Source organism: Sphingopyxis sp. 10G20-10 (genome assembly GCF_057365075.1).
Genome location: NZ_CP195117.1, coordinates 1,507,027 through 1,533,506, shown reverse-complemented (window position 1 = coordinate 1,533,506; position 26,480 = coordinate 1,507,027). Strand labels below are relative to the sequence as shown.

At 59.2% G+C, this 26,480-nt stretch carries 20 protein-coding genes and 1 pseudogene; 10 read left to right on the top strand and 11 right to left on the bottom strand.

Annotated features, from left to right (window positions below; translation table 11 throughout):
* Window positions 1-46: 46 nt before the first annotated feature.
* On the bottom strand, window positions 47-229 hold the full coding sequence (locus ACR3XE_RS07480) for a CsbD family protein (protein WP_473698257.1): 183 nt from the start codon (window positions 227-229) through the stop codon (window positions 47-49).
* A gap of 480 nt (window positions 230-709) precedes the next feature.
* Between ACR3XE_RS07480 and ACR3XE_RS07475 the strand changes: the two genes are divergently transcribed.
* On the top strand, window positions 710-2,239 hold the full coding sequence (locus ACR3XE_RS07475; protein WP_473698258.1) for a sensor domain-containing diguanylate cyclase: 1,530 nt from the start codon (window positions 710-712) through the stop codon (window positions 2,237-2,239).
* Between the two features lie 34 nt (window positions 2,240-2,273).
* Here ACR3XE_RS07475 and thiS read toward each other — a convergent pair.
* Window positions 2,274-3,239, bottom strand: a pseudogene (gene thiS, locus ACR3XE_RS07470) (sulfur carrier protein ThiS).
* 60 nt (window positions 3,240-3,299) lie between these two features.
* Between thiS and ACR3XE_RS07465 the strand changes: the two are divergent.
* The 4 genes from ACR3XE_RS07465 (at window position 3,300) to ACR3XE_RS07450 (ending at window position 7,127) form a co-directional block, all read left to right on the top strand.
* Entirely contained in the window at window positions 3,300-3,773 is a 474-nt protein-coding gene (locus ACR3XE_RS07465) for a type II 3-dehydroquinate dehydratase (protein WP_473698259.1), read from the top strand.
* 69 nt (window positions 3,774-3,842) lie between these two features.
* A complete protein-coding gene (gene accB, locus ACR3XE_RS07460) occupies window positions 3,843-4,316 on the top strand; it encodes an acetyl-CoA carboxylase biotin carboxyl carrier protein (protein ID WP_473698260.1) in 474 nt (157 codons plus the stop codon).
* 8 nt (window positions 4,317-4,324) lie between these two features.
* Window positions 4,325-5,686, top strand: a complete 1,362-nt coding sequence (accC, locus tag ACR3XE_RS07455) for an acetyl-CoA carboxylase biotin carboxylase subunit (protein ID WP_473698261.1) — start codon at window positions 4,325-4,327, stop codon at window positions 5,684-5,686.
* A gap of 61 nt (window positions 5,687-5,747) precedes the next feature.
* Window positions 5,748-7,127, top strand: coding sequence for a L,D-transpeptidase family protein (locus ACR3XE_RS07450; RefSeq protein ID WP_473698262.1), 1,380 nt, complete (start codon window positions 5,748-5,750; stop codon window positions 7,125-7,127).
* 122 nt (window positions 7,128-7,249) lie between these two features.
* On the opposite strand, the gene ACR3XE_RS07445 is transcribed toward ACR3XE_RS07450, so the two are convergent.
* The 3 genes from ACR3XE_RS07445 to ACR3XE_RS07435 form a co-directional block, all read right to left on the bottom strand.
* Entirely contained in the window at window positions 7,250-8,056 is an 807-nt protein-coding gene (locus ACR3XE_RS07445; protein ID WP_473698263.1) for a murein L,D-transpeptidase catalytic domain family protein, read from the bottom strand.
* Window positions 8,057-8,117: 61 nt separating this feature from the next.
* Window positions 8,118-8,801 carry a Fe2+-dependent dioxygenase gene (locus ACR3XE_RS07440; protein WP_473698264.1) on the bottom strand — a complete coding sequence of 228 codons (684 nt, stop codon included), beginning with the start codon at window positions 8,799-8,801 and terminating at the stop codon, window positions 8,118-8,120.
* Between the two features lie 46 nt (window positions 8,802-8,847).
* Window positions 8,848-11,112, bottom strand: coding sequence for a TonB-dependent receptor (locus ACR3XE_RS07435; protein WP_473698265.1), 2,265 nt, complete (start codon window positions 11,110-11,112; stop codon window positions 8,848-8,850).
* 196 nt (window positions 11,113-11,308) lie between these two features.
* Here ACR3XE_RS07435 and ACR3XE_RS07430 point away from each other — a divergent pair, with 196 nt between their 5' ends.
* Together ACR3XE_RS07430 and ACR3XE_RS07425 are read left to right on the top strand one after the other, a co-directional pair.
* Window positions 11,309-11,653: an arsenate reductase family protein gene (locus ACR3XE_RS07430; protein WP_473698266.1), complete on the top strand. Its 345-nt coding sequence runs from the start codon at window positions 11,309-11,311 to the stop codon at window positions 11,651-11,653.
* A 78-nt stretch (window positions 11,654-11,731) separates the two neighbouring features.
* Window positions 11,732-12,109 carry a hypothetical protein gene (locus ACR3XE_RS07425; protein ID WP_473698267.1) on the top strand — a complete coding sequence of 126 codons (378 nt, stop codon included), beginning with the start codon at window positions 11,732-11,734 and terminating at the stop codon, window positions 12,107-12,109.
* On the opposite strand, the gene recF is transcribed toward ACR3XE_RS07425, so the two are convergent.
* On the bottom strand, window positions 12,106-13,221 hold the full coding sequence (recF, locus tag ACR3XE_RS07420) for a DNA replication/repair protein RecF (protein ID WP_473698268.1): 1,116 nt from the start codon (window positions 13,219-13,221) through the stop codon (window positions 12,106-12,108). The two genes, ACR3XE_RS07425 and recF, sit on opposite strands and share 4 nt — an antisense overlap.
* A gap of 242 nt (window positions 13,222-13,463) precedes the next feature.
* Here recF and ACR3XE_RS07415 point away from each other — a divergent pair, with 242 nt between their 5' ends.
* Both ACR3XE_RS07415 and ACR3XE_RS07410 read left to right on the top strand, forming a co-directional pair.
* A complete protein-coding gene (locus ACR3XE_RS07415) occupies window positions 13,464-13,592 on the top strand; it encodes a hypothetical protein (RefSeq protein ID WP_473698269.1) in 129 nt (42 codons plus the stop codon).
* 69 nt (window positions 13,593-13,661) lie between these two features.
* On the top strand, window positions 13,662-13,841 hold the full coding sequence (locus ACR3XE_RS07410) for a PspC domain-containing protein (protein ID WP_473698270.1): 180 nt from the start codon (window positions 13,662-13,664) through the stop codon (window positions 13,839-13,841).
* 119 nt (window positions 13,842-13,960) lie between these two features.
* Here the strand turns inward: ACR3XE_RS07410 and rpoC are convergent, their stop codons facing one another.
* From rpoC to rpoB, 3 genes are read right to left on the bottom strand one after another with little or no spacing between them, the layout of a single operon-like run.
* Window positions 13,961-18,247, bottom strand: coding sequence for a DNA-directed RNA polymerase subunit beta' (gene rpoC / locus ACR3XE_RS07405; protein WP_486185614.1), 4,287 nt, complete (start codon window positions 18,245-18,247; stop codon window positions 13,961-13,963).
* Between the two features lie 28 nt (window positions 18,248-18,275).
* Window positions 18,276-18,437 carry a hypothetical protein gene (locus ACR3XE_RS07400; RefSeq protein ID WP_473698272.1) on the bottom strand — a complete coding sequence of 54 codons (162 nt, stop codon included), beginning with the start codon at window positions 18,435-18,437 and terminating at the stop codon, window positions 18,276-18,278.
* Window positions 18,438-18,454: 17 nt separating this feature from the next.
* Window positions 18,455-22,633 carry a DNA-directed RNA polymerase subunit beta gene (rpoB, locus tag ACR3XE_RS07395; protein ID WP_486185613.1) on the bottom strand — a complete coding sequence of 1,393 codons (4,179 nt, stop codon included), beginning with the start codon at window positions 22,631-22,633 and terminating at the stop codon, window positions 18,455-18,457.
* 672 nt (window positions 22,634-23,305) lie between these two features.
* On the opposite strand from rpoB, the gene ACR3XE_RS07390 reads away from it, so the two are divergent.
* Window positions 23,306-23,896, top strand: coding sequence for a hypothetical protein (locus ACR3XE_RS07390; RefSeq protein ID WP_486185612.1), 591 nt, complete (start codon window positions 23,306-23,308; stop codon window positions 23,894-23,896).
* Between the two features lie 40 nt (window positions 23,897-23,936).
* Here the strand turns inward: ACR3XE_RS07390 and ACR3XE_RS07385 are convergent, their stop codons facing one another.
* Both ACR3XE_RS07385 and ACR3XE_RS07380 read right to left on the bottom strand, forming a co-directional pair.
* A complete protein-coding gene (locus ACR3XE_RS07385; protein ID WP_473698275.1) occupies window positions 23,937-25,721 on the bottom strand; it encodes a sensor domain-containing diguanylate cyclase in 1,785 nt (594 codons plus the stop codon).
* A gap of 90 nt (window positions 25,722-25,811) precedes the next feature.
* Entirely contained in the window at window positions 25,812-26,426 is a 615-nt protein-coding gene (locus tag ACR3XE_RS07380) for a TetR/AcrR family transcriptional regulator (RefSeq protein WP_473698276.1), read from the bottom strand.
* Between the last annotated feature and the right edge of the window lie 54 nt (window positions 26,427-26,480).

Here is a 26,480-nt window from a genome sequence, read left to right as displayed (position 1 = left end):
GGATCGCTCCGGGGGCCTTTCTTTTTTCATATGATGGCGTGTTGCGTCAGATCTTGTCGCCCAACGCGCCTTCGACCTCGCCCTTGACCTTCTGGGCTTCGCCCTTCTTTTCCTGAAGGATGCCTTCGCCGGTCAATTTGTCATTGTCGGTGGCTTTGCCGATTGCCTGTTTGGTGTTGCCAATCGCTTCATTCGCAGCGCCTTTGGCTTTGTCCTTGAATTCGCCCATGGGGAGTCTCCTTGTCTAGCCGAGGCAGCATAGCCTCATATAGAACCAATGCGTGGAACCCCATGACGTTCCGACAAACGGGACCAACCGTTTGTCGCAGACCATTTTCTCCACATACCCGTATGGCGGCGAAAGGTGGCGGATGCGATTGACAGCAAAACCGCTCTGACGTGCCAACAAAATCAGACGTTTACACTCCATCAACCATGACACGCTAATATTCGGCAGTGGAAAAATGGAAGTGGTTGGATGTCGGGTGCGCCAAGGATGAAATTGCGATTTCTATTGTGCCTGCTTCTAATCGGAGTTCTTCCGTACCTTGCATCCACGTCACCCGCATTGGCGGATACGGGGACGATAACCAATTTCAGCCACCGGATTTGCAGCCTGACGGGTCATGCCAAGGCTAGCCCGGAAGAGATTTTAAAGCTCCGCCCCACCTTTGATTGCAGTCCTGACAAGCTGACCAAAAAAACTGATATGCTGTGGATGGTCGCCAATATTGGCGATTTGCAAAAGGGCATGGCCGAACCTGTCCTGCGCTTTCGTGCGGCGCGACAGGGTGCGGTCACGCTGCACAGCATCTATCCCGATGGAAGCACACAGACGCAGCGTTATGATCAAGCCGATATGACGGCACGTTGGCGCTCGCCTTATGCGATCGCCCTGCCTTTGGTCAGCCGCAACGGCCAATTTCCCGAAACTGTGCTGATCGGTGCGGCCAATCCATGGGATCCGTCGAACTGGAATGATAGCGAATTGGTCGATGCCAAGGATGATCTGGCGCTGCATGAACGCGGCGAGTTGGTCAGCGCTTTGGTCGCCGGATTGCTATTCGCGCCCTTGCTACTGGATCTCGTATTTTTCATCGTGATGCGTCAGCGATTCATTTTCTATCACAGCCTGATGGTGGTGGCCATTTTGGTCAATCATATCTGTTGGTCGGGTCAGATATTCGACCTCTATCCATCAGCGACATTGGTGGATCGGTCGTGGATTGCCTTTATCGCCTTGGCGGTTTTGGCCTTTGGCGGGTGTATGCTGATACGGTCATTATGCGACTCAGATAAGCTGGGAAAATGGGGTGCTTTATCCCTAAAATTCATGGCTTGGACGACGCTGATCACGACAAGCATCATCATGATTTTTGCCGAATCCCTGTCACTTACCGGCTCTCTGATCTTTCATGCCGTGTATGGAACAATGGCCTTGATAGCGCTCGGCAATCTGTTGCGCTGCGCAGTCAAGGGCGACAAAATGGCTATGTTGCAATTGCTGGGCCTGTCGGGCGCGGGCTTTATAGCATTATGCCGGATTGTCCGTGCTCTGGGCTGGATTGACGATCTGCCGATTTTTGATTTCGGATTCTATATTGCCATTTTGGCCGAGGCCTTGGCGACCAGCATTGTCGTGGGATACCGCGCCATACAGATGCGGCGCGAACGCGATGATGCGCTGCAGGTCAAGCGAGGGCTGGAGGATATCGCCTATACCGACGAGCTTACCGGTCTGCCAAACCGCCGTGCTTTTGTAAGGACATTCTCCGCATTCTCCGCGCGCAGTGAAAAGCGCGATCAGATATGGGCACTCGCCATTGTCGATATTGATCATTTCAAAAATGTGAATGACCTGCACGGTCATGACGTGGGCGACAAAATATTAAAACAAGTGGCAGGAATTATGGACAGTCGCTGCCGTCCTGGCGATTATCTCGCCCGTTTTGGGGGAGAGGAATTTGCCCTGCTGATGTCCGCCCGAACCACAGATGATCTAGCAAGGTTCGCACAAAAACTGGTCGAAAGCTGTGCCGCATATGATTTCAACGATGGCGAGTATGATGTAGGTCAGGTGACGATAAGCATGGGCCTGCACGTCCTAGAAAAGGACCGTGGGGCCAATCTGGAAGCAAGCTTTCGCATAGCCGACAAGGCACTTTACAAAGCAAAGAAATCGGGCAGAAATCAGATAAGCTTGGTTTTGCAAAACAAACCAGAGCGGATTGCAGCCTGAACAATGGTTCCGACAAGACCGTTATCGGGAAAGACTAAATCAACCCCGCCAACGGGCTCGACGGGTCGGCATAGCGCCGAAGTCCCATGCGCCCTGCCAGATAGGCATCGCGTCCGGCCTCGACCGCTGCTTTCATCGCCCGCGCCATCCGGATCGGGTCTTTGGCCTCGGCAATGGCGGTGTTCATCAACACCCCGTCGCAGCCTAGCTCCATCGCCACGGCAGCATCACTGGCGGTTCCAACTCCGGCATCGACCAGCACGGGGACCGATGCGCCCTCGACGATCAGGCGGATGGTCACGCGGTTCTGGATACCCAGCCCCGACCCGATGGGTGCGCCCAGCGGCATGATTGCCACCGCGCCCGCTTCTTCAAGCTGCTTGGCGCCGATGGGGTCATCGACGCAATAGACCATGGGCAAAAAGCCTTCCTTGGCCAAAACCTCGGTGGCTTTCAGTGTTTCGCGCATGTCGGGATAGAGCGTCTTGGCCTCACCCAGCACCTCCAGCTTGACGAGATCCCAGCCCCCTGCTTCGCGCGCCAGCCGCAGCGTGCGGATGGCATCATCGGCGGTGAAGCAACCGGCGGTGTTGGGCAGATAGGTCACTTTCTTGGGGTCGATAAAGTCGGTCAGCATCGGGGCCGACGGATCGGACACATTGACGCGGCGCACCGCGACGGTGACGATTTCTGCCCCCGACGCCGCCAATGCGGCGGCATTTTCGGCAAAATCCTTATATTTTCCGGTTCCGACAATCAGGCGCGACGTAAATGTCCGCCCGGCAACACTCCAACTATCTGCTGACAAGACTCACCCGCCCCCTACAAAATGAACAATTTCCAGCGTGTCGCCTTCGGCCAGCGCCACATCGGCCAGCGTCGAACGCGGTACAATCTCTCGGTTCCGCTCGACCGCGACCTTTTTGGGGTCGAGACCGATCGAGGCGACCAGCGCGGCAATGCTGCCCGACCGTACCTGTCGCTGCTCGCCATTGAGCATGATCGAAATCACTAGCTGCCTCGCCTCACATTGCCTTTTCACATGCAGCCCATATAGGAGGTGCGAGCAACGTCGCAACCGAAAGCCTGTGCCCTGTCCGACCTTCCGCTCATCTATGTCCTCAACGGCCCTAATCTGAACTTGCTGGGAACGCGTGAACCCGAAATCTATGGGTCCGGCACGCTCGACGACATCAACGCGCGGCTATCATATCAGGCGGGCAGCCTTGGCGTGCGGCTGATCTGTCATCAGTCGAATCATGAAGGGCAGTTGATCGACTGGCTGCATGAGGCGCATTTTGCAGGGGCAAAGGCGGTCTTGCTGAATGCCGGCGGATATACGCACACATCCATTGCGCTGCATGATGCCATCAAATCCATCGCAGTTCCGGTGATCGAGGTGCATTTGTCCGACCCGCAAACCCGCGAGAAATTCCGGCATATCAGCTATATAGAGCTGGCTGCACACAGCAGTTTTGCCGGGCATGGTGCAAACAGCTATACGCTGGCGCTAGACGCCGCCGCGCGACTCTGACAAAGATGCCGTCAAATAATTGGGTCCAGCCGCCAAGGGGATTGGCGGCACAACATCGGGAATATCAAAATGGGTGATCAAAAGGATCGTGGTATCAATATCGATCCGGCCTATGTTCAGGCCTTGGCTGAAATGCTCGACAAAACGGGCTTATCGGAAATCGAAGTCGAAGATGGGGAGCGTAAAGTGCGCGTTGCGCGCGCGATTCAGGCGGCGGCCCCGGTGGCAGTGGCCGCCGCACCTGCCGCTCCCGTTCATACGCCTGCAGCAGCAGCGGCACCCGCAGCTGCCCCCGCCGCAGACGCCCATGCCGACGCGGTGAAATCGCCGATGGTGGGCACCGTCTATCTCGCCGCCGAACCCGGCGCGCCCGAATTTGCCTCCGCTGGCTCGACCGTCAAGGAAGGCGACACGGTCCTGATTATCGAGGCGATGAAGGTGATGAACCCGATCCTCGCCCCGCGCGGCGGCACGATCAAGGCCATCCATGTTGAAAACAGCCAGCCGGTCGAATTTGACCAGCCGCTGTTCACCATCGGCTGAGCGCCCCTATGTCGATTGAAAAGCTGCTGATTGCCAATCGCGGGGAAATCGCCCTGCGTATCCACCGTGCCGCGCACGAAATGGGGATCAAGACGGTCGCGGTCCACTCGACCGCCGATGCCGAAGCGATGCATGTGCGCCTCGCCGATGAAGCGGTGTGCATCGGCCCGCCTGCGGCCAAAGACAGCTATCTCAACATTCCCGCGATCATTTCGGCGGCCGAGGTCACCAACGCCAACGCCATCCACCCCGGCTATGGCTTTTTATCCGAGAACGCCCGTTTCGCCGAAATCATCGAAGCGCATGACATGATCTTTGTCGGGCCGAAGCCCGAACATATCCGCACCATGGGCGACAAGGTCGAAGCAAAGCGCACCGCCGTTGAACTGGGGATGCCGGTTGTGCCGGGCTCACCCGGTGCTGTCACCTATGGCGCTGAATGTCGCAAAATGGCCGAAGAAGCTGGTTATCCGGTCCTCATCAAAGCTGCATCGGGCGGCGGTGGTCGCGGTATGAAGGTCGTGCCCGGCGCCGACAGCCTTGAAACGCTGATCAGTCAGGCGAGTTCGGAGGCCGATGCCGCCTTTGGCGACCCCACCGTCTATATGGAAAAATATCTTGGCAACCCGCGCCACATCGAATTTCAGATATTCGGTGACGGCAAAGGCAACGCCATCCATCTGGGCGAACGCGACTGCTCGCTGCAACGTCGCCACCAGAAAGTGCTCGAAGAAGCGCCGTCACCGGTCATTTCCGCTGAAGAGCGGGCTCGGATGGGCGGGATCGTTGCCGATGCGATGGCCAAGATGCAGTATCGCGGGGCCGGAACCATTGAATTTCTGTGGGAAAACGGCGAGTTTTTCTTCATCGAGATGAACACCCGCATCCAGGTCGAGCATCCGGTAACAGAGATGATTACCGGTTTTGACCTTGTCCGCGAACAAATCCGCATCGCCGACGGGCGCGGTCTGTCGGTGAAGCAAGAGGATCTGGAGTTTCGAGGCCATTCGATGGAATGCCGCATCAACGCCGAAGATCCCCGCACCTTCATGCCCTCGCCGGGCAAGATCGCCCAATATCATGCGGCGGGCGGAATGCACGTCCGCGTCGATAGCGGGCTTTACGCCGGTTATTCGGTGCCGCCTTATTATGACAGCATGATTGGCAAGCTGATCGTCTATGGCCGCACCCGCGAAAGCTGTATGATGCGGATGCGCCGCGCGCTCGACGAAATGGTCATTGGCGGGATCAAGACCAATATCCCGCTGCATCAGGCCCTGCTCGCCGATCCCGACGTCATTCACGGCGATTATACGATCAAATGGCTCGAAGAATGGCTGAATCGCGAAGACGCAGAGGGTAGCGCCTGAGCGCGACCACGCGTCGCCGCGCCGTCTTTTAAACCGCCCGAATAGCGGCTATGATTGGACCATGGCCCCCATCTCCCCCCTGTCGGCGCGCACCCTTGCGACGCTGATCGTTCCGCTGACGCTTGTCGCGTCCCCTGCGCTTGCGCAAAATCAAAAGGTTGCCGAGGATTCGGTCGTCGTCATGCCCGACAAGGTCGATGATGCCGCTCCGATCATCGAAGACATCGCCCCAGCGGATTTACCGAGCTGGTCGCTGGTCAACGCCTCGTCGCTGCTCACCCTCATCCACAATATCGGCAGCGAAGGCCTGTTCCCGCAGGACTATGCCCCCGATGATCTGCAAGCCGCGATCGATAGCGGCATACAACCGCTGATCGACAAGGTCGCAACCGACAGCTTTTTGCTGCTCGCCACCCATTTGCGCGATGGCCGCACCCCCAATGCCGCGCGCAAACAATGGTTTATGACCGACAACGATGCCGATGGCTCACCGCTCATTCCGCTCCTCACGTCGGCGCTGGGTCAGAATGATGTGATCGGGATGTTGCTCAATCTCGACCCCGACAATCCCGATTTTGCCGCGCTCAAAGCCGCGCTCCCCAATGCCGCCACGCCCGAAGAGGCCGATGAGATTCGCGTCAATATGGAACGCTGGCGCTGGATGCCGCGCGATCTGGGCGAACGCTATATCGTGTCGAACGTGCCCGAATATCTGACGCGCGTCGTCTATAGCGGCCGCATTATCGCTGAACATAAGGCGGTTGTTGGCAAAAAGAGCACCGCCACGCCCCAGCTTAACCCCATGGCGACCGGCATCATCCTCAACCCGACATGGACGCTGCCGCGCAGCATCATTGCCGAAGGGATTGGCTCCACCATCGCGAACAACCCCGCCCGCGCCCGCGCGCAGGGCTATACCTGGACCGGCAGCGGCAAGACCTTGTCGGTAGTGCAACAACCCGGATCGAACAATGCGCTGGGCGTGATGAAGCTCGAAATGCTCAACCCGCACGCCATTTACCTGCACGACACACCGTCAAAGAACGCCTTCAACGCCGCCGCGCGCGCCTTCAGCCACGGGTGCATCCGGACCGAGCACGCCTTGCACTTTTCCGGCCTGATGGCGGTGATGTTCGCCGGTCATACGCCCGAGGAGTTTGGTGAAGCCATCGCCAGCGGCAAGACCACCCGCTATGGCTTTGACGACCCCTTCCCCGTGTATATCGCCTATTGGACGCGAGTCCCCGGCAAAGACGGCAAGGTCAAGAAATTCGCCGATATATATGATCGCGACGCACCGGTGATTGCCAGCTTCGCCAAACCAGGCCGTGCCGCCGCCGAAATCATCGCGCCTGTCGTCACGCCGCCAAAGGTCGTCCCCGCGACGCCCATGTCCAACGAGCCCACAGTGACCACGGCGGCAACGTCGGGGGTATATTGAGCGGCGAAGAGGGGATCGCTGCCACTCGTGCGGAAGATCATGCGCCTCTTAATGGTCACCCTGAACTTGTTTCAGCGTGACGGATTGAGAGTTGCCAGCTTGCGGCCCCAAAACAGACGCCCTCAGTCCGCCGTTCCCGGCATCGCGCCCGTCTGAGATGACGTGCGGATGATATTTTCGGTGCCGTATAGCGGCGGCAGTGCGGGCGGCCGGGTGCTTAACCTGTCGGCGAACAGCATGCGGCCCGGACCCAGCTTGTACAGGATTTCCGGCAGCAATTCCTCGCCGAACACGAAACATCCTTCGCTGCGGCCCAGCTTGCCCTGTGTCGCAATCAGCGACGGTTCGGCGTACCAGGCGCCATGCACGACGATGGCGCGCATATCGGCGTTGCTGTTGTCCGCCTCCAACCCGTCGAGCCGCATCGAGGAGCCGTTCTGACCCCAATAATAATCGCTGGTGCGGTATGCCCCGCGCGATGTCGCCAGCGACCCCGGTGTATTGGAAAAGCTTTTGAGCCAGCCGTCATGCTGAGGGTCCGACCCGCGGCCATGGGTGACGGGAAAGCGCTCGATTTTGCCCGCAACCATATCGATCAACATGAAGCGCGGCTGCGATGACGGCAGGCCGAAATCGACAATGCCGACACGGTCGGTCTGGACGATGGCGTGGTTTTGTTGCGCGAGTTGCTGGCGCGCGACCGCCAGATAATCGACCGGCGGTGATCGCGGGGCGAAAATGGCGCCGAAATCCTGCGCCCGCACCGGCAGTGCGGCCAGCGCGCTACCCAGTCCGATGGCACCCAAAATTGATCGCCGATGTAGTGGCGTCGTTCCCCGCATTGCAAACCCTCGCGCCGCCGTTGCGGCTGTCTGGTCAGCATAAGCCGTCAGATGCGGCGAAAAGGCAACATCGGATGAATCCTTCATGCGGGGGAGTGTGGCAGATTCGCTATGAACAGCGGGTTAGCGCCGTTTAAAAATGAAAAATTCAGCCGCGAGAGAAACGGCGGACCAGATTATGATAGACGCCGGTCAGTTGCAGAACGGTCGGATCTTCCAGCCCCTGCGCCGCCACGAGCCGCTGGATCGACTGGTCCAGATCGAACAACATCGACCGTTCGGCCGCATCGGCAATCAGCGATTCCACCCAGAAAAACGCCGAAATCCGTTCGCCCCGCGTCACCGGCTCGACACGGTGCAGGCTGGTCGAGGGATAGAGGAGCAGCGAACCGGCGGACAACTTGTGCCTTGTCGTGCCAAAACTGCCCTCCATCACCAGCTCGCCACCGTCATAATCGGCGGGATCGGTCAGGAACAGGGTCGCCGACACATCGGTCCGCATCTGCGCGCCGGTGGCGGGGTGGACGCGAATGGCATTGTCGACATGCGCGCCAAACGACTCGCCCGCGCCATAGCGGTTGAACAGCGGCGGATAGATGCGGCGCGGCAGGGCGGCCCCCAGGAACAGCGCGCTGCCCGCCAGTGCCTGTTCAACCACGGTGCGCGCGCGGGTTGCAACCGCGCCATCTTCGGGCAATTGGCGGTTGCGCTTGGTCAGCGCCGCGCCCGCGCCGCTCGTCGCATTGCCGTCGACCCAGTCTGCCGCGGCAATCTCGTCGCGCAGCGCGCGGCACGTGGCGGGGCTCAGCACATCGGCTATTTCCAGCAACATCGCCTGTCCCCTATCCTCTCGCCCCCGCCACTGCGCAGGGTGCCAATCATAACGACGCCGAAAAGGTCAGCATCGCCGACCGGCCCGGCGCAATATAGGCAAAGGGCGCGCCCGAGCGATAGATGGCATCATAATAACGCTTGTCGGTCAGGTTGAGCACGTTCAGCCGCACCTGATAGCGTTTGGCAATCACAACCCGCGCCACCGCATCAAAGCGCCAGTATCCGGGCACGGTAGCGGGGGTCGAAGCAAAGGTGCCGCCATGCAGGTTGCTCTGATAATAGGCCTGCCCGCCCAGCGTCAGCCAGTCTGTCATCTGATAGGTCGACAACAGCGAGGCATTATATTTCGGCACATTGGGAAAACGCGATCCTTCGTTGGCCGGATCGACCGAATCGGTGATCGTCGCATCAAGATAGGTGAAGCCGCCAAACACCGACCATCGCGGCGTGATATTGCCGTTCGCACCAATTTCGGCACCGCGTGAGCGCAGCTTTCCGGCGAGCTGGAAGATACCGGGCGACACTTGTTCGCGGGCATTGTCCTTGTCGATCTGGAACACTGCGGCGGTGATCAGGAAATCGGGGTTCAGTTCGACCTTTGCCCCGATTTCATACGCCTTGTTGCGTTCGGGCTCCAGTGTCTCAAGACCGGCGGCAAGCCCGCCATAATCGGCGCCGATGCTGTCGACCTGTTCGCCCGACGGGTTCGACGATGTGCTGTAGGATGCGTAGAGGCTGACCGCTTCGACGGGCTTGTACAGCAGGCTCGCCTGCCCGTTCAGGAAATCGATCGACTGGCGACGTGCAAAGGCCACACCGCGGCTCACTCCCACCGCACCGATATCAAATGTGTCATAGCGCAAACCAAAAGTCGCCTGCCACTGCGGCGAAAATTTCACCGTATCGATCACGTAAGCCGACATCGTCTCGACCTTTACCGTCGTTGCCGGCACCGTGGGATCAAGCGCCAGCGGAATATCGAAACCCAGCACCGGATCGGGGTTGAACAGATCGCGGGTAAAGCCCGATCCCGACACGATATTGCCATTTCCATCCTCGACTGTCGCGGGGATGGCATAGCGGCGGGTGACGATCTTTTCGTTCGACATCTCGACCCCGGCGACCAGCGTGTGCCCGATCCCGCCCGTATCAAAACGCATCGTCGCATCGGTCAGCATCGCATAGCTGCGGTTGTCGCCGTGGCGTTGCGGCGTGCCGGTGTCGACGACGATCTGACCGTCGGTAAATCCGTTCGCAATATCGCCCGCATATTGCGACGCACCCGGCGTCACTGTGCGCGGTGCACGCGGGACGCTGACGACATAATAGTTCCAGGTTTTGCCATAACGCGCGGTCGACCGCAGCGAGATATGCTCATTGGGCTCATAGCGCACGGTCAGCGTGCCGATATCCGAGCCATTGTCGAGAAAATCGCGCCCCACCGCGCCATAGAAATTGTCGCCATTGACCTTGTACGGCTGCTGCGTCGTAACATCGAAGGGGTGGCCATAATCGGACATGCCGTCGAGCCGGTAGCCATAATAATCGGCCATGATCGACAGATTATCGGTCGCCTGCCACAGCCCCGACGCGGCGACGCCCCAACGTTCGGCCCCGACATAGTCGCGCCCCGGCGTATCGGCATTATGATAAAGGCCGTTGATCCGCATCGCGAGCTTGTCGCCCAGCGCATAGTTGGCGTCGAGGGTACCGCGATAATAATTCTCGGTCCCGATACCGCCCTCGGCGACCAGAAAATCATTGCCAAATTGCGGCCGCTTGGATTGCAGGCTGACCAGCCCGCCGGTCGTGCCGCGTCCGCCAAAGCTGCCCGACGGCCCCTTGATGACTTCGATCTGCTCGACCGCAAAAATCTCGCGGCTGGTCACACCGGGATCGCGCAGGCCGTCGATATAGACATCGTTGCGCGCTTCAAAACCGCGGATGAAAATGCGGTCGCCAAAGGCATTGCCACCCTCACCTGTGCCCAGCGTCACGCCAGGGGTCGACCGCACGACTTCGCGAAAGCTGTTCGCGCCGATGTCGTCGATCACTTCCTTGGGGATGATGGTGACACTCTTGGGCGTGTCGCGCACCGGCTCGGTGAATTTGCCATCGGCGCTGCGTTCGACCTTATAGGGAGCGTCGGCATTGGCGTTGGGGTTGGCATCGACCAAACGCTGGCCGTTGACGATGATCGTCTGGTCCGCAGCGGCTTCGGCAGCATGCGCCCCTGGTGCGATGGCGGAGGCAAAGACGGCTCCGAGCAGCGAGGCGGTAACGGGGACGGGACGAAGGCTTTTGGACATGACGGCTCCTGTTGATCAAAGAAATGAGGAGCCGGTCATCCGAAAACTTGCCGCCCCTTGCTGCAGAAGCCTTTAATGCGAGTCATTCTCATTTGTAAACCTGCAAATACCTCGCAACAGCAAAAAAAGGGGGAAATGGTCACAAGATGTCACCCGACATCTTGCCCAATCCACCATCCCACAGTAAGCATCCGCCATGAAAGCAACAATCTGGCATAACCCCGCGTGCGGCACATCACGCAAAACCCTCGCCATTCTGGAAGAGACGCCCGGCGTCGATCTGTCCGTCATCGAATATCTCAAATCGCCCTACACTGCCGACAAATTGCGCCAGTTGTTCACGGACGCCGGCGTGACCGCCAAAGAGGCGCTCCGCTTACGCGGCACCGATGCCGAGGAACAGGGCCTGTCTGACGCCAGCGAAGACGCCATCATAGCCGCGATGGTCACCAACCCCGCCTATGTGAACCGCCCTTTCGTCGAAACCGACAAAGGCGTCCGCTTCTGCCGCCCGCAGGACGTAGTGCGCGAGATTATCTGAGCGGCAGTTTTTGGGTGCGGAGCGGCTATTCACATTTTAAAGCTGGCACCGCATTAGACGCATGGTATTAGATGGCACATGTCTATCATAGGCACAGTGCTCGCATTAGCGTTGGCATTCCAAGTAGCTGAATCCCCAAACGCGCCCTCACCAGAGGATGAACAAACGCTGGCGCATTTCCTATGGTATGAGCATCCGATCAACAAGGGACGGATGGCCTGTGACAAATCGATCCGAAAGCAGCAGGAATCACTTTTTAACCGACGCTTCGAAAGAAGGATCAAGCGGCTAAAGAAGGCTTACGACGCTGTACACGGAACGGACCCCGGCATGGATGTCATTCCTTCCCTGACCTGCGTAAGGGACAACCACCTCATCAAACCGATATTTGCGCGCGGAATGGCGGAATATGAAATCGCACTGAAGAATATGGAGCGCAGATTCGGGCTTCGTTAGGAAACGCCCGCCTCAATCCGTCCGCTCGCAATCCGAAACCGCGTCACCGGTCCCGGCATGTCGTCGAACAGCGCCGCCTCGGTGCCGGTCAGCCACGCCTGTCCACCCTGCCCCGCCAGCCGCTCATAGAGCGCGCCGCGCCGCAGAGGGTCGAGGTGGGCGGCGACTTCGTCTAGTAACAGGATTGGGCGGTCGCCGCGCAATCGCGCAACGCAATCGCCATGCGCGAGGATCAACGACAGCAGCATCGCTTTTTGCTCGCCGGTCGAACAGCGCGCCGCCGCGCGGCCCGATGCCCCATGCACCGCCTGTAAATCGTCGCGGTGCGGGCCAAAGGTCGCACGCCCCGCCGCCGCATCGACCCGACGCCGCTGCTTAAGCCCGCTCTGGAGCGCCTCTGGCGTCATCTGCGCATCGCGTGCGTCACCCTGCATATCCACAAGAGTGAGATGAGGCTTGGCAAAGGGCGCGTCGGGCAAGGCCGCCAGCTCCTGTCCCAGCGCCGCCACCGTCCGCAACCGCGCGCCATCAACCGCCGCGCCATGCTCGCCAATCTGGCTTTCCAAACTGTCGAGCCATGTGTCGTCGGCGCTTCCCGGTTCGGCGAGCAGCTTGCCGCGCGCGCGCAGGGCGGCCTCCAGCCGGCTGCTATGTCGCGCATGACCCGGTTCCAGCGCGAGCACCAGCCGGTCGAGAAAGCGCCGCCGGTTGCCCGCCGCCTCGACGAACAGGCGATCCATCGCCGGGGTCAGCCATAGTATAGAGAGCCAGTCCCCCAGCGCCGCCGCTGCCGCCGCACTGCCATTGACGCGCACCAGCCGCCGCCCCGGCTGACTGGCCTCGGTTCCGGTGCCGATGGCAACGGGAGGCAGGTCCGCGCCCGCCTGCACCTCGGCAAAGATGGTAAAGCCGCCAGCCGCCGTGTCGCGGGCCATATCGGCGAGCGGCGCGCGGCGCAGACCGCGTCCGGGCGCGAGCAGCGATACCGCCTCCAGGATGTTGGTCTTGCCCGCGCCATTGTCGCCGAACAACGCGACCAGCCCCGGCGCAACGGCCAGCTCGGCACCGGCATGGTTGCGAAAATCGGTCAGCGAGAGGCGAAGCAAGGACATAGGTCTTGTCGCCTAGCCGAGCCCCACCGGCTTCACCAGACCCTGCGCGCGACAGACGTGTGAACATAAATTCCAATCAATGGCATTTTTTTCACTTTGATGGTATTTTTTCCATCGAGCATATGTGCGGAAAATCAAAAAACCGCGGTTAACCGCCAATGAATGAAATTGGCACGGTCCCTGCATAGTATTGGGCATCGGACGGATAGCCCGCTCCGAACCAACTGAAAGGACTTAATATCATGGCACATTTCAACATCGACGCATTCCGCAGCTATGCAATCGCAGCCGTCGCTTCGCTCTATTGCTCGGTTATGCTTCTCGCCGCTACCGGCGTTAACAGTGCGGAACTCGGTCGGCTGGTCATCTGACCAGCCGCCCACACTTCCCCGGAATTTCCGACGTAACCTGTGACAGGGCGTCGGCCAGAAAGGACTATAATGAAACAGGGTTTTCGTAAAAATCGGCAGAATGGCGTGATATTTGGCGTATGCGCCGGCATGTCGGACCAGTTCGGTTTTGACCTGCTCTGGACGCGCGTCGCCTTTGTCGGCTTGACGCTGCTCGGATTTGGCCTGCCGCTGCTGCTCTATTTGATCGTAGCCATCCTCGCCAAATAGCCTGAGCCGGGCCGGACGCCAAACAGCCTCCCCGCCCGCTCCCACATTTCCCAACAAAAAGGCCCGCCGGTTTGTCCGACGGGCCTTTTATCTAGCCAAGTGACAAGCGCGCTTGCCGCTTAGGCTTCACTATCACCTTCGGGGCGATCCTCGACCGCGACTTCGTCACTGCCCGATGCGCTACCCTGAACGGCGCCCAGCGGATCGTCGCCCATGGCGGCTTCGGGGCCTTGAGCCAATTCGGCCTTATGCTCTTCTTCGGCTGTGGCCGGAGCAATCAGATGTTCCTGATTGGCCGCCCGCATCGCCGCCCGCAGTGCCGCATCCTTGCTGGAAGCGGTGACGCGCGCCCGGTTCATCGCCGCGCCGGTACCGGCGGGGATGAGACGGCCCACGATGACATTTTCCTTGAGCCCGACAAGCGAGTCGATCTTGCCCTGCACCGACGCTTCGGTGAGCACGCGGGTCGTTTCCTGGAACGATGCCGCCGAGACAAAGCTGCGCGTTTGCAGGCTCGCCTTTGTGATGCCCAGCAAGACAGGGCGCCCTTCGGCACGCTTGCCATTTTTGGGCAGCTTGGCGTTATATTCCATCATTTCCAGATAATCGAGCTGCTCGCCCGGCAGCAGCGTGGTGTCGCCGCCTGCTGTGATTTCGACCTTCTGCAGCATCTGACGCACGATCACTTCGATATGCTTATCGTTGATCTTCACGCCCTGCAGACGATAGACTTCCTGGATTTCCGCGACCAGATATTCGGCCAAAGCCTCGACACCCATGACGTCCAAAATGTCATGCGGATTCGGCGAGCCGCTGATCAGCGCATCGCCGCGCTTGACCTGATCGCCCTCCTGCACTTCCAAAACCTTGGACTTGGGAATCAGATATTCGATCGTGTCGCCTTCTTCAGGGACAATCGCAATCTTGCGCTTCGCTTTGTAATCCTTGACGAATTCAATGCGACCGCTGATCTTTGCGATCACGCTATTGTCCTTGGGGATGCGGGCTTCGAACAGCTCGGCCACCCGCGGCAGACCGCCGGTGATGTCGCGCGTTTTCGATGCTTCGCGGCTGACACGGGCCAGAACGTCACCCGCCTGAACCGTCTGGCCATCCTCGACCGACAACATCGTACCAACGGCCAGCAGATAGCGTGCAGCCTCTCCCGACTCATCGTCGAGCAAGGTCAGACGCGGTTGCAGATCTTCTTTCTTGCTGCGACCGGCGGCGCGATATTCGATCACGACGCGCTGGGCGATACCCGTCGCTTCGTCGACCTGTTCGATCAGCGTCTTGGTGTCTTCAAGATCCTGATATTTCACCACACCCTGCTTTTCGGTGATGAGCGGCATGGTGAACGGATCCCATTCGGCAATCCGGTCGCCCTTCTTCACCTTGGCGCCGTCCTTGTGCATGATCTGCGCACCATAGGGCAGCTTGTGCGACGCGCGTTCGCGGCCTTCGCTGTCGATGATGGCGATTTCACCAGACCGCGCGAGCGCCAGACGACGACCACGCTGATCGACGATCGTGTGCATGTCGCGATATTCGATCGTGCCGTCCGAAATCGCTTCGGCGTTCGACTGCTCGTTGACCTGCGCTGCGCCGCCTATGTGGAAGGTCCGCATCGTCAGCTGGGTACCAGGCTCACCGATCGACTGGGCGGCGATAACGCCAACCGCTTCACCGATGTTCACCGGGGTACCGCGGGCAAGGTCACGACCATAGCATTTGCCGCAAACGCCCAACACCAATTCGCAAACCAGCGGCGAGCGGATCTTGACCGCCTGCACTTCGGCTTCCTCGATCAGCGCGGTCGTCGGCTCGTCGAGCAAGGTCCCGACGGGTGCGAGCACCTTGCCGTCCTTGTCGACGACATCTTCCAAGGTCGTGCGACCAAGGATGCGCTCACCAAGCGAGGCAATGGTCGAACCGCCCTGGATGATCGCGCGCATTTCCATACCGCGGTCGGTGCCGCAATCTTCCTCGATAACAACGCAATCCTGCGACACGTCGACCAGACGGCGGGTCAAATAACCCGAGTTTGCCGTCTTGAGCGCCGTATCGGCGAGCCCCTTGCGGGCGCCGTGGGTCGAGTTGAAATATTCAAGAACGGTCAGACCTTCCTTGAAGTTCGAGATGATCGGCGTTTCGATGATCTCGCCCGACGGCTTGGCCATCAGGCCGCGCATACCAGCAAGCTGCTTCATCTGGGCCTGCGAACCACGCGCGCCAGAGTGGGCCATCATATAGATGGAGTTGATCGGTGCCAGACGACCCGTTTTGGGGTCCTTCGGCTCGGCACGAATCTCGTCCATCATTGCGTTGGCAACCTTGTCGCCGCACTGTGACCAGGCGTCGATCGCTTTGTTATATTTTTCCTGCTGCGTGATCAGGCCGTCCTGATATTGCTGCTCGAAATCCTTCACCAAAGCGCGGGTGTCGTCGACGGTCTTTTCCTTCGACGCCGGGATGATCATGTCATCCTTGCCAAAGCTGATGCCAGCCTTGAACGCGTGGCGGAAGCCCAGCGCCATGATGGCGTCGGCAAACAACACGGTCTCTTTCTGGCCGGTGTGACGATAGACCTGATCGATCACATCGCCGATTTCCTTTTTCGTAAGCAAACGATTGACGACGTCAAAGGGAACGGTGTGCGATTTGGGCAGACATTCGGCGATCAACATGCGACCCGGTGTCGTTTCAAAGCGCTGGAAATATTCCTTACCCTTTTCATCGGTTTGCGGGATGCGGCTGGTCACCTTTGTGTGCAGCGTGACCGCGCCAATGAACAGCGCCTGATGCACTTCGGCCATATCGGCCAGCAACATGCCCTCGCCGGGTTCGCCTTCGCGCTCCATCGACAGATAATAAAGACCTAGCACCATATCCTGCGACGGAACGATGATCGGCTTGCCATTCGCAGGCGAGAGGATGTTGTTGGTCGACATCATCAACACGCGACATTCGAGCTGCGCCTCAAGGCTCAGCGGAACGTGAACGGCCATTTGGTCGCCGTCAAAGTCGGCGTTAAAGGCCGAGCAGACCAGCGGGTGAAGCTGGATCGCCTTGCCTTCGATCAGGACCGGCTCGAACGCTTGGATACCCAGACGGTGAAGCGTCGGGGCGCGGTTCAGCATCACCGGATGTTCGCGGATCACCTCGTCGAGGATGTCCCAGACTTCCTTGCGCTCTTTCTCGACCCACTTCTTGGCCTGCTTCAGGGTCATCGACAGACCCTTGGCATCAAGGCGGGCATAGATGAACGGCTTGAACAGCTCGAGCGCCATCTTCTTGGGTAGGCCGCACTGATGCAGCTTGAGTTCGGGGCCGGTCACGATGACCGAACGGCCCGAATAATCGACGCGCTTGCCGAGCAGGTTCTGACGGAAGCGACCCTGTTTGCCCTTCAGCATGTCGGACAGCGATTTCAGCGGACGTTTGTTGGCACCCGTAATCGTGCGGCCACGGCGGCCGTTATCGAACAGGGCGTCGACCGATTCCTGCAACATGCGCTTTTCGTTACGGACGATGATGTCCGGCGCGCGCAATTCCATCAGGCGCTTCAAACGATTGTTGCGGTTGATGACGCGGCGATACAGATCGTTGAGATCGGAGGTCGCAAAGCGGCCACCGTCGAGCGGCACCAGCGGGCGCAGTTCGGGCGGAATAACCGGAACGACTTCGAGGATCATCCATTCGGGGCGGTTGCCCGAATCGATAAAGCTTTCGACGACTTTCAGGCGCTTGATGATCTTCTTGGGCTTCAGTTCCGACTTGGTCGTCGCCAGATCTTCCATCAGGTCGGCGCGCTCTGTTTCCAGGTCGAGCTGTTCCAGCAGAACCCGGATCGCCTCGGCACCGATGCCGGCACTGAAGGCGTCTTCGCCATATTCATCCTGCGCGTCGAGCAGTTCATCTTCGGTGAGCAACTGCATCTTCTCAAGCGGCGTCAGGCCGGGCTCAAGAACGATATAGGCTTCGAAATACAGCACGCGTTCGAGCTGCTTCAACTGCATGTCGAGCAACAGGCCGATGCGCGACGGCAGCGACTTCAGGAACCAGATATGCGCGACCGGCGCGGCGAGCTCGATATGGCCCATGCGTTCGCGGCGGACCTTGGTCACCGTAACTTCGACACCGCATTTTTCGCAGACGATGCCCTTGTATTTCATGCGCTTATATTTGCCGCACAGGCATTCATAATCCTTGATCGGACCGAAGATGCGCGCGCAGAACAGGCCGTCGCGTTCGGGCTTGAACGTGCGGTAGTTGATCGTTTCGGGCTTCTTGATCTCGCCGAACGACCACGAGCGAATACGCTCCGGGCTCGCGATGCCGATCTTGATCATGTCGAAGGTTTCGGGCTTCGCGACCGGGTTCATGAAGTTGGTAAGCTGGTTCATCTCTATTTCCCTCGTTTAGGGCGAAAATTCAAACGTCTTGGTGGCGGCGCATCACGAGGCCGGTGCCGATCAGGATCACGGCTGCCACGACCTGCGCCACGACCGCGAACATTCGGAGGGTGGTTTCGGGACCGTCGATCAGCACATAGGCGCCCTGCAACAACAGGATCATGCCCACAAAGATCGGCATCCGACCACCCCGCCGAATCATTCGGCAGCCTTAGGCAACGCGTCCGGACCCTGATCGTCGTCATCGTCCGAATAGGACGACAATTCGACGTTGAGGCCCAGCGAGCGCATTTCCTTGACGAGCACGTTGAAGCTTTCGGGAATGCCGGCCTCGAAGGTGTCGTCGCCCTTGACGATCGCTTCGTAAACCTTGGTGCGGCCGATCACGTCGTCCGACTTCACCGTCAGCATTTCCTGCAGCGTGTAGGCGGCGCCATAGGCTTGGAGCGCCCACACTTCCATTTCACCGAAGCGCTGGCCGCCGAACTGCGCCTTACCGCCCAGCGGTTGCTGGGTGACGAGGCTGTAGGGGCCGATCGAACGGGCGTGGATCTTGTCGTCTACCAAGTGATGCAGTTTCAGCATATAGATATAACCGACAGTCACCTTGCGGTCGAAGCGATCACCAGTGCGGCCGTCGTACAGGTCCGACTGACCCAATTCATCCAGCCCAGCGAGCGACAGCATTGCCGAAACATCGGCTTCCTTGGCACCGTCGAACACCGGCGTCGCGAACGGCACACCGACGCGCAGATTGCCCGCCAGTTCGCAGATGCTCTCGGCACTGCGACCTTTGATGTCGTCGGCATATTTGTCGCCATAGACATGGACCAGCGCATCGCGCACTGGCGTCGGCATGTCGCCGCCTTCGGCATCGGGATTGGCGTTGCGCCAGTCATCCAGCGCCTCGGTCACCCGCTTGCCGAGCCCGCGAGAGGCCCAGCCAAGGTGGGTTTCCAGAATCTGCCCGACGTTCATACGGCTCGGCACACCCAGAGGGTTGAGCACGATGTCGACCGGCGTTCCGTCGTCGAGGAACGGCATGTCCTCCTGCGGCAACATGCGGCTGATAACACCCTTGTTGCCGTGGCGGCCTGCCATCTTATCACCCGGTTGCAGCTTGCGCTTCACCGCGACGAACACCTTGACCATCTTGAGAACACCCGGCGCAAGCTCGTCACCGCGTTGCAGCTTTTCGACGCGATCTTCATATTTTGCGGTGATCAGCTTTACGGCATCGTCATATTGCGCCTTCACGGCTTCCAGCGCGGCCTGGACATTGTCCTCGACCACCGCCAGTTTCCACCAGTCGACGCGGTCCATTTCGGCCAGCGTCTCTTCGGTGATGGCATCGCCCTTCTTCATCCCCTTGGGAACGGCGCTGGTGGTCTGACCGACCAGCAATTCCTTGAGGCTAGAGAAAGTCGCACGGTTCAAAATGGCGCGCTCGTCATCGGCGTCCTGCTTCAAACGCTCGATTTCTTCGCGTTCGATCGCAATCGCGCGCTCGTCCTTGTCGATACCATGACGGTTAAAGACGCGGACTTCGACGACCGTTCCCGACACACCCGGCGGCAGGCGCAGCGACGTGTCTCGCACATCGCTAGCCTTTTCACCAAAGATGGCGCGCAGCAATTTCTCTTCCGGCGTCATCGGGCTTTCGCCCTTGGGCGTGATCTTACCGGCGAGAATGTCGCCGGGGCCAACTTCGGCACCGATATAGACAATGCCCGCTTCGTCGAGGTTGCGCAGCGCTTCCTCGCCGACATTCGGAATGTCGCGGGTGATGTCTTCGGGGCCAAGCCGCGTGTCGCGGGCGGTGACTTCAAATTCCTCGATGTGGATCGAGGTGAAGACGTCGTCCTTCACGATGCGTTCGGAAATGAGGATACTATCCTCATAGTTATAGCCGTTCCAGGGCATGAAGGCGACGAGCACATTTTTGCCCAGCGCCAATTCGCCCAGTTCGGTCGAGGGGCCGTCGGCAATGATGTCGCCGGTGTTGACCACATCGCCCACCTTCACCAGCGGACGCTGGTTGATGCAGGTGTTCTGGTTCGACCGCTGGAATTTTTGCAGGCGATAAATGTCGACGCCCGACTTGCCGGGTTCGACCAGATCGGTTGCACGGATCACGATACGGGTCGCATCGACCTGATCGATGATGCCGCCGCGACGAGCGCCGATTGCGGCCCCCGAATCGCGGGCTACCGTCTCTTCCATGCCGGTACCGACTACAGGCGCTTCGGCGCGCAGCAAAGGCACAGCCTGACGCTGCATGTTCGATCCCATCAAGGCGCGGTTGGCGTCATCATTTTCCAGGAAGGGGATGAGCGACGCCGCAACCGAAACCAGCTGTTTCGGCGACACGTCCATCAGGGTAATCTGCCCCTTTGGTGCCATCAGGAATTCGCCGGCTTCGCGTGCCGAGATCAACTCTTCGACAAAGCTGCCGTCCTTGTTCAGGTCGGCGTTGGCCTGTGCCACCGTATGCTTCTGCTCTTCCATCGCCGACAGATAGACGACGTCGGTCGTTACCTTGCCGTCGACAATTTTGCGGTACGGGGTTTCGATAAAGCCATATTTATTCACCCGCGCAAAGGTTGCGAGGCTGTTGATCAGACCGATGTTCGGGCCTTCGGGCGTTTCAATCGGGCAGATACGACCATAGTGGGTCGGGTGAACGTCGCGGACCTCAAAGCCTGCCCGCTCACGCGTCAAGCCGCCCGGGCCAAGCGCAGAGACGCGGCGCTTGTGGGTGACTTCCGACAAGGGATTGGTCTGATCCATAAACTGCGACAGCTGTGACGAACCGAAAAATTCGCGCACCGCGGCAACCGCAGGTTTGGCGTTGATCAGGTCGTTCGGCATCACCGTCGACACATCGACCGAGCTCATCCGTTCCTTGACCGCACGTTCCATGCGCAGCAGGCCGACGCGATACTGATTTTCCAGCAGTTCACCCACCGAGCGGACACGACGGTTACCAAGGTTATCGATATCGTCGATTTCGCCCTTGCCGTCCTTCAGGTTCACCAGTTCCTTGACGACCGCCAGAATATCCTCTGACCGCAGCGTCGTTACCGTGTCATCGACATCCATGCCCAGTCGCATGTTCAGCTTGACGCGGCCAACCGCCGACAGATCATAACGCTCGCTGTCAAAGAACAGGCCTTCGAACAAAGCTTCGGCGGTTTCGCGCGTCGGCGGCTCGCCGGGGCGCATGACGCGATAGATATCGGAAAGGGCTTGATCGCGATCTTCGGCCTTGTCGGCTTTCAACGTGTTGCGGATCCACGGACCGGTATTGTTATGGTCGATGTCGAGCAGCACCAGCTTGTCGATGCCGGCCCCGTCGATCAATTCCAGATTTTCGGCGGTCACTTCATCACCGGCTTCGATATAAATCTCGCCGGTCTTGTCGTTGACCAGATCATAGGCCGAATAGCGGCCAAAGATTTCCTCGGTCGGGATAAGCAGCGTGTCGAGACCGTCCTTGGCCGCCTTGTTGGCAAGCCGCGGGCTGATCTTATGACCGGCGGCGAACACGACTTCGCCGGTTTTGGCATCGACAACGTCAAACGCTGGCTTCGCGCCGCGCCAATTCTCGATCATGAACGGGATTTTCCAGCCGTTGTCGGCGCGTTCAAAAACCAGACGATCATAAAAGAAGTTGAGGATTTCTTCGCCCGACATGCCCAGCGCATAGAGCAGACTGGTCACAGGCAGCTTGCGCTTACGGTCGATACGGACGTTGACGATGTCTTTGGCGTCAAACTCGAAATCGAGCCACGAACCGCGATACGGGATGACGCGCGCAGCGAACAGAAACTTGCCCGACGAGTGGGTCTTGCCGCGATCATGGTCGAACAGCACACCCGGCGAACGGTGCATTTGCGACACGATAACGCGCTCGGTCCCGTTGACAAAGAAGGTGCCATTGCCGGTCATGAGCGGCATGTCGCCCATGTAAACGTCCTGCTCCTTGATATCGAGCACAGACCGCGTGTCGGTTTCGCTGTCGACCTCAAAAACGATCAGACGCAGCGTGACCTTCATCGGCGCGGCATAGGTGATCCCGCGCTGACGGCATTCATCGACGTCATATTTGGGCGGTTCCAACTCATAATGAACAAAGTCGAGCTCGGCCGTGCCAGCAAAGTCGCGGATCGGGAACACGCTGCGCAGCGTCTTTTCCAGGCCGGATACATATCCGATGCTGGGGTCCGACCGCAGAAACTGTTCATATGATTCGCGCTGCACCTCAATCAGGTTAGGCATTTCCACGGCTTCGTGGATGTTACCGAACAGCTTGCGGATACGCTTGGTCGCGGTTGCTTCGAGGGCTTTGCCCACCGACTTCGCCTTGGTTGCCATGAGTGTTTTTCTCGCTGTGTAAAAACGTCAGAAATTCTTTTCTCGGGCGCTTCGACGCGAAAAAAGCCGCAGGCAACCGTTGCCGGTTTACCGCAGCTTCCTAACGCCTGTCGAATTCCCTGCCGCCCTATCCGTACAGCCCGCTGCGCAACGGCAGACTCTATCTCGGACGGTTGGGGTGTGAGGAGGCATATAGGTGCACCGCCCCTGCTGGTCAAGCCGGACCAAGCTATGCAGGTCATCCTCGCCAACTTGTCGATCCTCAATACCGCAGCAAGGCGCAGGCCATCCACTTTTCAACCCTCAGCGCCTTGCGCAACGCGCTTGTCTGCCAAATCGGCGACCAGATCGTCTTTGCACATGAGGATGAGATCTGACGGCACCGACTTTGTTACAACAGCTTCACGCAAAAAAATGCCGTGAACGACCTCAGTCAGACTGCGACTTTCTGTCCGAATCCCGTCCAATCCATTCATTGTTCGTGCATCATGGATATGATAATTTCGTCTCCACGCCTCGGTTCGTCGCACGTGAGCAACGGTTCGGCACTATTCCATTAGCCATCTAGGCTCTTGGCGGGTTCAGGGCGTGTCCATTCCATTCCGCAATTCATTTTGGAGACAAATACAGATGCGACATTTCGCGAGTTTTTTGACATCAATTTCCCTCGGCATGGCTGTTGCCATCGCCGCCCCTGCGATGGCCCAGCAAGCCGCATCGGCCGAAACGACCGTCAACCTTGCCCCGGGAACGGTGGTTTATGATTCTGAAGGCGCCGAAATCGGCAAGATCTCGTCCGCCTCCGGTGACAATGTCGCCGTAGCCATGGCAGGTAACCGGTCGGTCACACTGCCCGGAAACGCTTTTGCCGCCACCGACAAAGGCCCCGCCATTACGATCACACTGGCCCAATTGACGGCAGCGGTCGATAAAATGGCAGCCGACCAGAAAGCCGCTGTTGTGGCCGCCCTGCAACCAGGTGCCGATGTGCTCAGTGCCGGCGGCACCGCAATCGTTGGCAAAATCAAACTTGCCGACGCTGATGGCGCCGTTGTGACGACGCCCGCCGGTGATGTGCGCCTGCCGCACGCGGCCTTCTTTATGTCGCAGGCGGGTCTGGCGACCAGCTTTACGGCAGAGCAGTTCACGTCCGCCGTGGCCGAGGCCAAAGCAGCGGCTGTTGCACAGGCCGACGCAGCCAATGCGGCGGCTGTCGCCGAGCCGGCGACTGAGGCCGAAGCCGAAGCAGATGCGACCAACTAATCAGGGACAGGCGTGGGGGCATAATGGCCCTCACGCCGCCTTATGCTGCCTGACGCAGCCGGTTTCTGCCTTCATGCTTGGCGAGATATAGCGCCTTGTCGGCGCGGTGGAGCAACTCCTCTATCGCCGTTTCACCAGCGTATAGGGCCAACCCCACACTCACGGTCACTCTTGGCGACCCGTCTTCGCCTTCATGCTGAGTCTCGATGGCCTTGCGCACGCGTTCGGCAGCCGCTGTTGCCGCTTTGGCGCTCTCGCCTTGCAAGACACAGACAAATTCCTCACCCCCGAAACGGCCAACCATATCCTCGTCACGCAACGCGTCCTTGGCACGCGCGGCGACGCGACGAATGACAGCATCGCCAACAGCATGGCCATAGCTGTCGTTGACCAGCTTGAAATGATCGATATCAAAAACGGCAACCGCCAGCGAGGCCGATGACGATCGCGCCCGCTCTATCGCCTCGGCCAGAACGCTCAGCGTATGTCGACGATTGGGCAGCCCGGTCAACATATCGGTGTTCGCCGCCTCTTCGGCCGTAATCCGCGCCGCGTGAAGATTCTGAGCATCTTCTACGGTTTGGGTCACATCTTGAATGCTACCAAAAATTCCAACGCTCTTGCCTCTGCGGTTCTTTTCGATGGACCCGGATGATTTGACATGCCGCACCTGCCCGTCAGCCCGAACAATCTGACCGACAAATTCGAACGCTTCTCCGGTTCGATGCGCTACTCTTAGCGTCGCGCTAATCCTGTCGCGATCTTCGGGCACATAATAATCCAGACTTTGTTTCACACTCACTGCATCACCGGGAGTCAGACCGTGGATGCGATAGCTTTGGTCCGACCAGTAAATTTCCCACCGGTTCAAATCGACCCGCCAATGCCCCACCAGCGCTGCGGCCTCAGCCTGCAGCAGCCAGCGGTTGCTCTGCTCCAGCCGCTTTGTCAGCCTCTGTTGCACCACCAGCATGGCCGCTAGTGGCAAAGCGGAAAAGAGCATCGTCACCAGATAGAATTGCAGGAAAAGGATGACGGTCCTTTGGCCGCCAGCAATCATGACCGACAGGCCAAACGCATGGCCGGTCAGCAGCGATCCGATGATCGCGACAATCAGGATGCTGGTGGCCGCGCCAAAGGGACCAAGGCGATAGGTGGCTCCAACCACGGCGACAAAGGGCAGAAAAAGGAGCGGAAATTGTGATTGGCTAAATGCGGCAGCAGAGATTGTTGCGACGGCCGTCAGGATAGCGACCGATTCAAATTTCATCGCCGACGACAGATTGGCAAGCACACCCGACTTAAACAGTCGAGCCAGCATGAGGATCGGCGGCGTCACGATAAATATGCCCAGCCCTACGGTTGTGAACCAGGACAAAAAGAAATTGGCGTCTTCGTTCACCAACAACGTCACCAGCCCAGCAGCCACCAACGTGGCTGTCAGCGCCGCAATGCAGAAATTGCCGACCGACTGCGGAACCATGAAGGACAGTTGTCCGGGCTCGTGCCGTCGGATTATGGCAAGGGCGATGGCGGCTTCGGTCAGGTTGGCCACTGTGAAAGCCAGAGCTTCGACGATGGCCGCACCGCCCAGCCAGTTGGCCATCGTGCTGGCCAACGCCATCAAGGCAAACGCCGCCGGCCGCGCCCGGCCCGGCATCAACAACACCATGCCCAGAAAATAGCCGCTTGGCGGCCAAATGGCCGCGATGCTGTTCTCGCCTTTGGTGGCATAGAGCGACACGATGGCGAGCAAGAAATAGCCCAGAGCTGTCGCAAGCACCCAAAGGGGCGCTTCGAACCGGTTAATCCACGCGCGTGTCATGGCGCGCACGCTGACAGAAACTTCCCAATAAATTGCTAATGTTGCGCGGCTAAAACCGGCCCGTCACAGGATTATCTTTACGCTGGACGCTCAGCCGTGCGTGTCAAAGGACAGGCCGACAACATCGGCAACTTTTTTCTCGTCCCAGTCGATCCTGCCATCAAGCACCAACATGGCCAATCCATGCACCAGTGACCAGGCGTGAAGCGCCGCAACTTCCTGATTCGGGCTGGCGGCGGGCAGCACGGCCTCGACACCGCGTCGAAGCAGGCGATAGGCCATATCCTGCTGGTCACAATCATCGGACGGGGTCCGGTCGGGAATCCGACGGGTAAAGGTCAAACGAAACAACGCCGGATGGTCGTGGGCAAAGCGGACATAGGCAATGCCCGTCGCTTCAAAACCTTCGCGGCCACCACCGCTCGCCTCCCATGCCCTGGCCTGCCGCGCCCCAAGCTGTTTCAACCCCTCGCCTGCCAGCGCGTCGAGCAGCGCCTCTTTGTCGGGGAAATGCCGATACAGCGCCGTCGCGCTGACCCCGACATCGCGCGCCAGACTACGCAGCCCCAGGTCGGTCTGTGCATCGGAATCAAGCCGCGCCAGCCCCGCCTCCAGCACGCTCGCGCGCAAATCGCCATGATGATAGGCGCGCCGATCGGGCGCTTCCGTCTCTTTTATGTTGACACTGTTATCATCGTTCGCCATGTTGACACCATAAACATGAAACCTCGCGTCAATCAACTAGGTTGCGCGGCGCCT

Coding starts and splice junctions, on each gene's coding strand:
- accC (WP_473698261.1), top strand. CDS start 4,325: ATGTCGATTGAAAAGCTGCTGATTGCCAATCGCGGGGAAATCGCCCTG.
- rpoC (WP_486185614.1), bottom strand. CDS start 18,247: ATGAACCAGCTTACCAACTTCATGAACCCGGTCGCGAAGCCCGAAACC.
- ACR3XE_RS07435 (WP_473698265.1), bottom strand. CDS start 11,112: ATGTCCAAAAGCCTTCGTCCCGTCCCCGTTACCGCCTCGCTGCTCGGA.
- ACR3XE_RS07430 (WP_473698266.1), top strand. CDS start 11,309: ATGAAAGCAACAATCTGGCATAACCCCGCGTGCGGCACATCACGCAAA.
- accB (WP_473698260.1), top strand. CDS start 3,843: ATGGGTGATCAAAAGGATCGTGGTATCAATATCGATCCGGCCTATGTT.
- ACR3XE_RS07425 (WP_473698267.1), top strand. CDS start 11,732: ATGTCTATCATAGGCACAGTGCTCGCATTAGCGTTGGCATTCCAAGTA.
- ACR3XE_RS07410 (WP_473698270.1), top strand. CDS start 13,662: ATGAAACAGGGTTTTCGTAAAAATCGGCAGAATGGCGTGATATTTGGC.
- ACR3XE_RS07400 (WP_473698272.1), bottom strand. CDS start 18,437: ATGCCGATCTTTGTGGGCATGATCCTGTTGTTGCAGGGCGCCTATGTG.
- ACR3XE_RS07415 (WP_473698269.1), top strand. CDS start 13,464: ATGGCACATTTCAACATCGACGCATTCCGCAGCTATGCAATCGCAGCC.
- recF (WP_473698268.1), bottom strand. CDS start 13,221: ATGTCCTTGCTTCGCCTCTCGCTGACCGATTTTCGCAACCATGCCGGT.
- ACR3XE_RS07445 (WP_473698263.1), bottom strand. CDS start 8,056: ATGAAGGATTCATCCGATGTTGCCTTTTCGCCGCATCTGACGGCTTAT.
- rpoB (WP_486185613.1), bottom strand. CDS start 22,633: ATGGCAACCAAGGCGAAGTCGGTGGGCAAAGCCCTCGAAGCAACCGCG.
- ACR3XE_RS07450 (WP_473698262.1), top strand. CDS start 5,748: ATGGCCCCCATCTCCCCCCTGTCGGCGCGCACCCTTGCGACGCTGATC.
- ACR3XE_RS07380 (WP_473698276.1), bottom strand. CDS start 26,426: ATGGCGAACGATGATAACAGTGTCAACATAAAAGAGACGGAAGCGCCC.
- ACR3XE_RS07385 (WP_473698275.1), bottom strand. CDS start 25,721: ATGACACGCGCGTGGATTAACCGGTTCGAAGCGCCCCTTTGGGTGCTT.
- ACR3XE_RS07475 (WP_473698258.1), top strand. CDS start 710: ATGCTGTGGATGGTCGCCAATATTGGCGATTTGCAAAAGGGCATGGCC.
- ACR3XE_RS07390 (WP_486185612.1), top strand. CDS start 23,306: ATGGCTGTTGCCATCGCCGCCCCTGCGATGGCCCAGCAAGCCGCATCG.
- ACR3XE_RS07440 (WP_473698264.1), bottom strand. CDS start 8,801: ATGTTGCTGGAAATAGCCGATGTGCTGAGCCCCGCCACGTGCCGCGCG.
- ACR3XE_RS07480 (WP_473698257.1), bottom strand. CDS start 229: ATGGGCGAATTCAAGGACAAAGCCAAAGGCGCTGCGAATGAAGCGATT.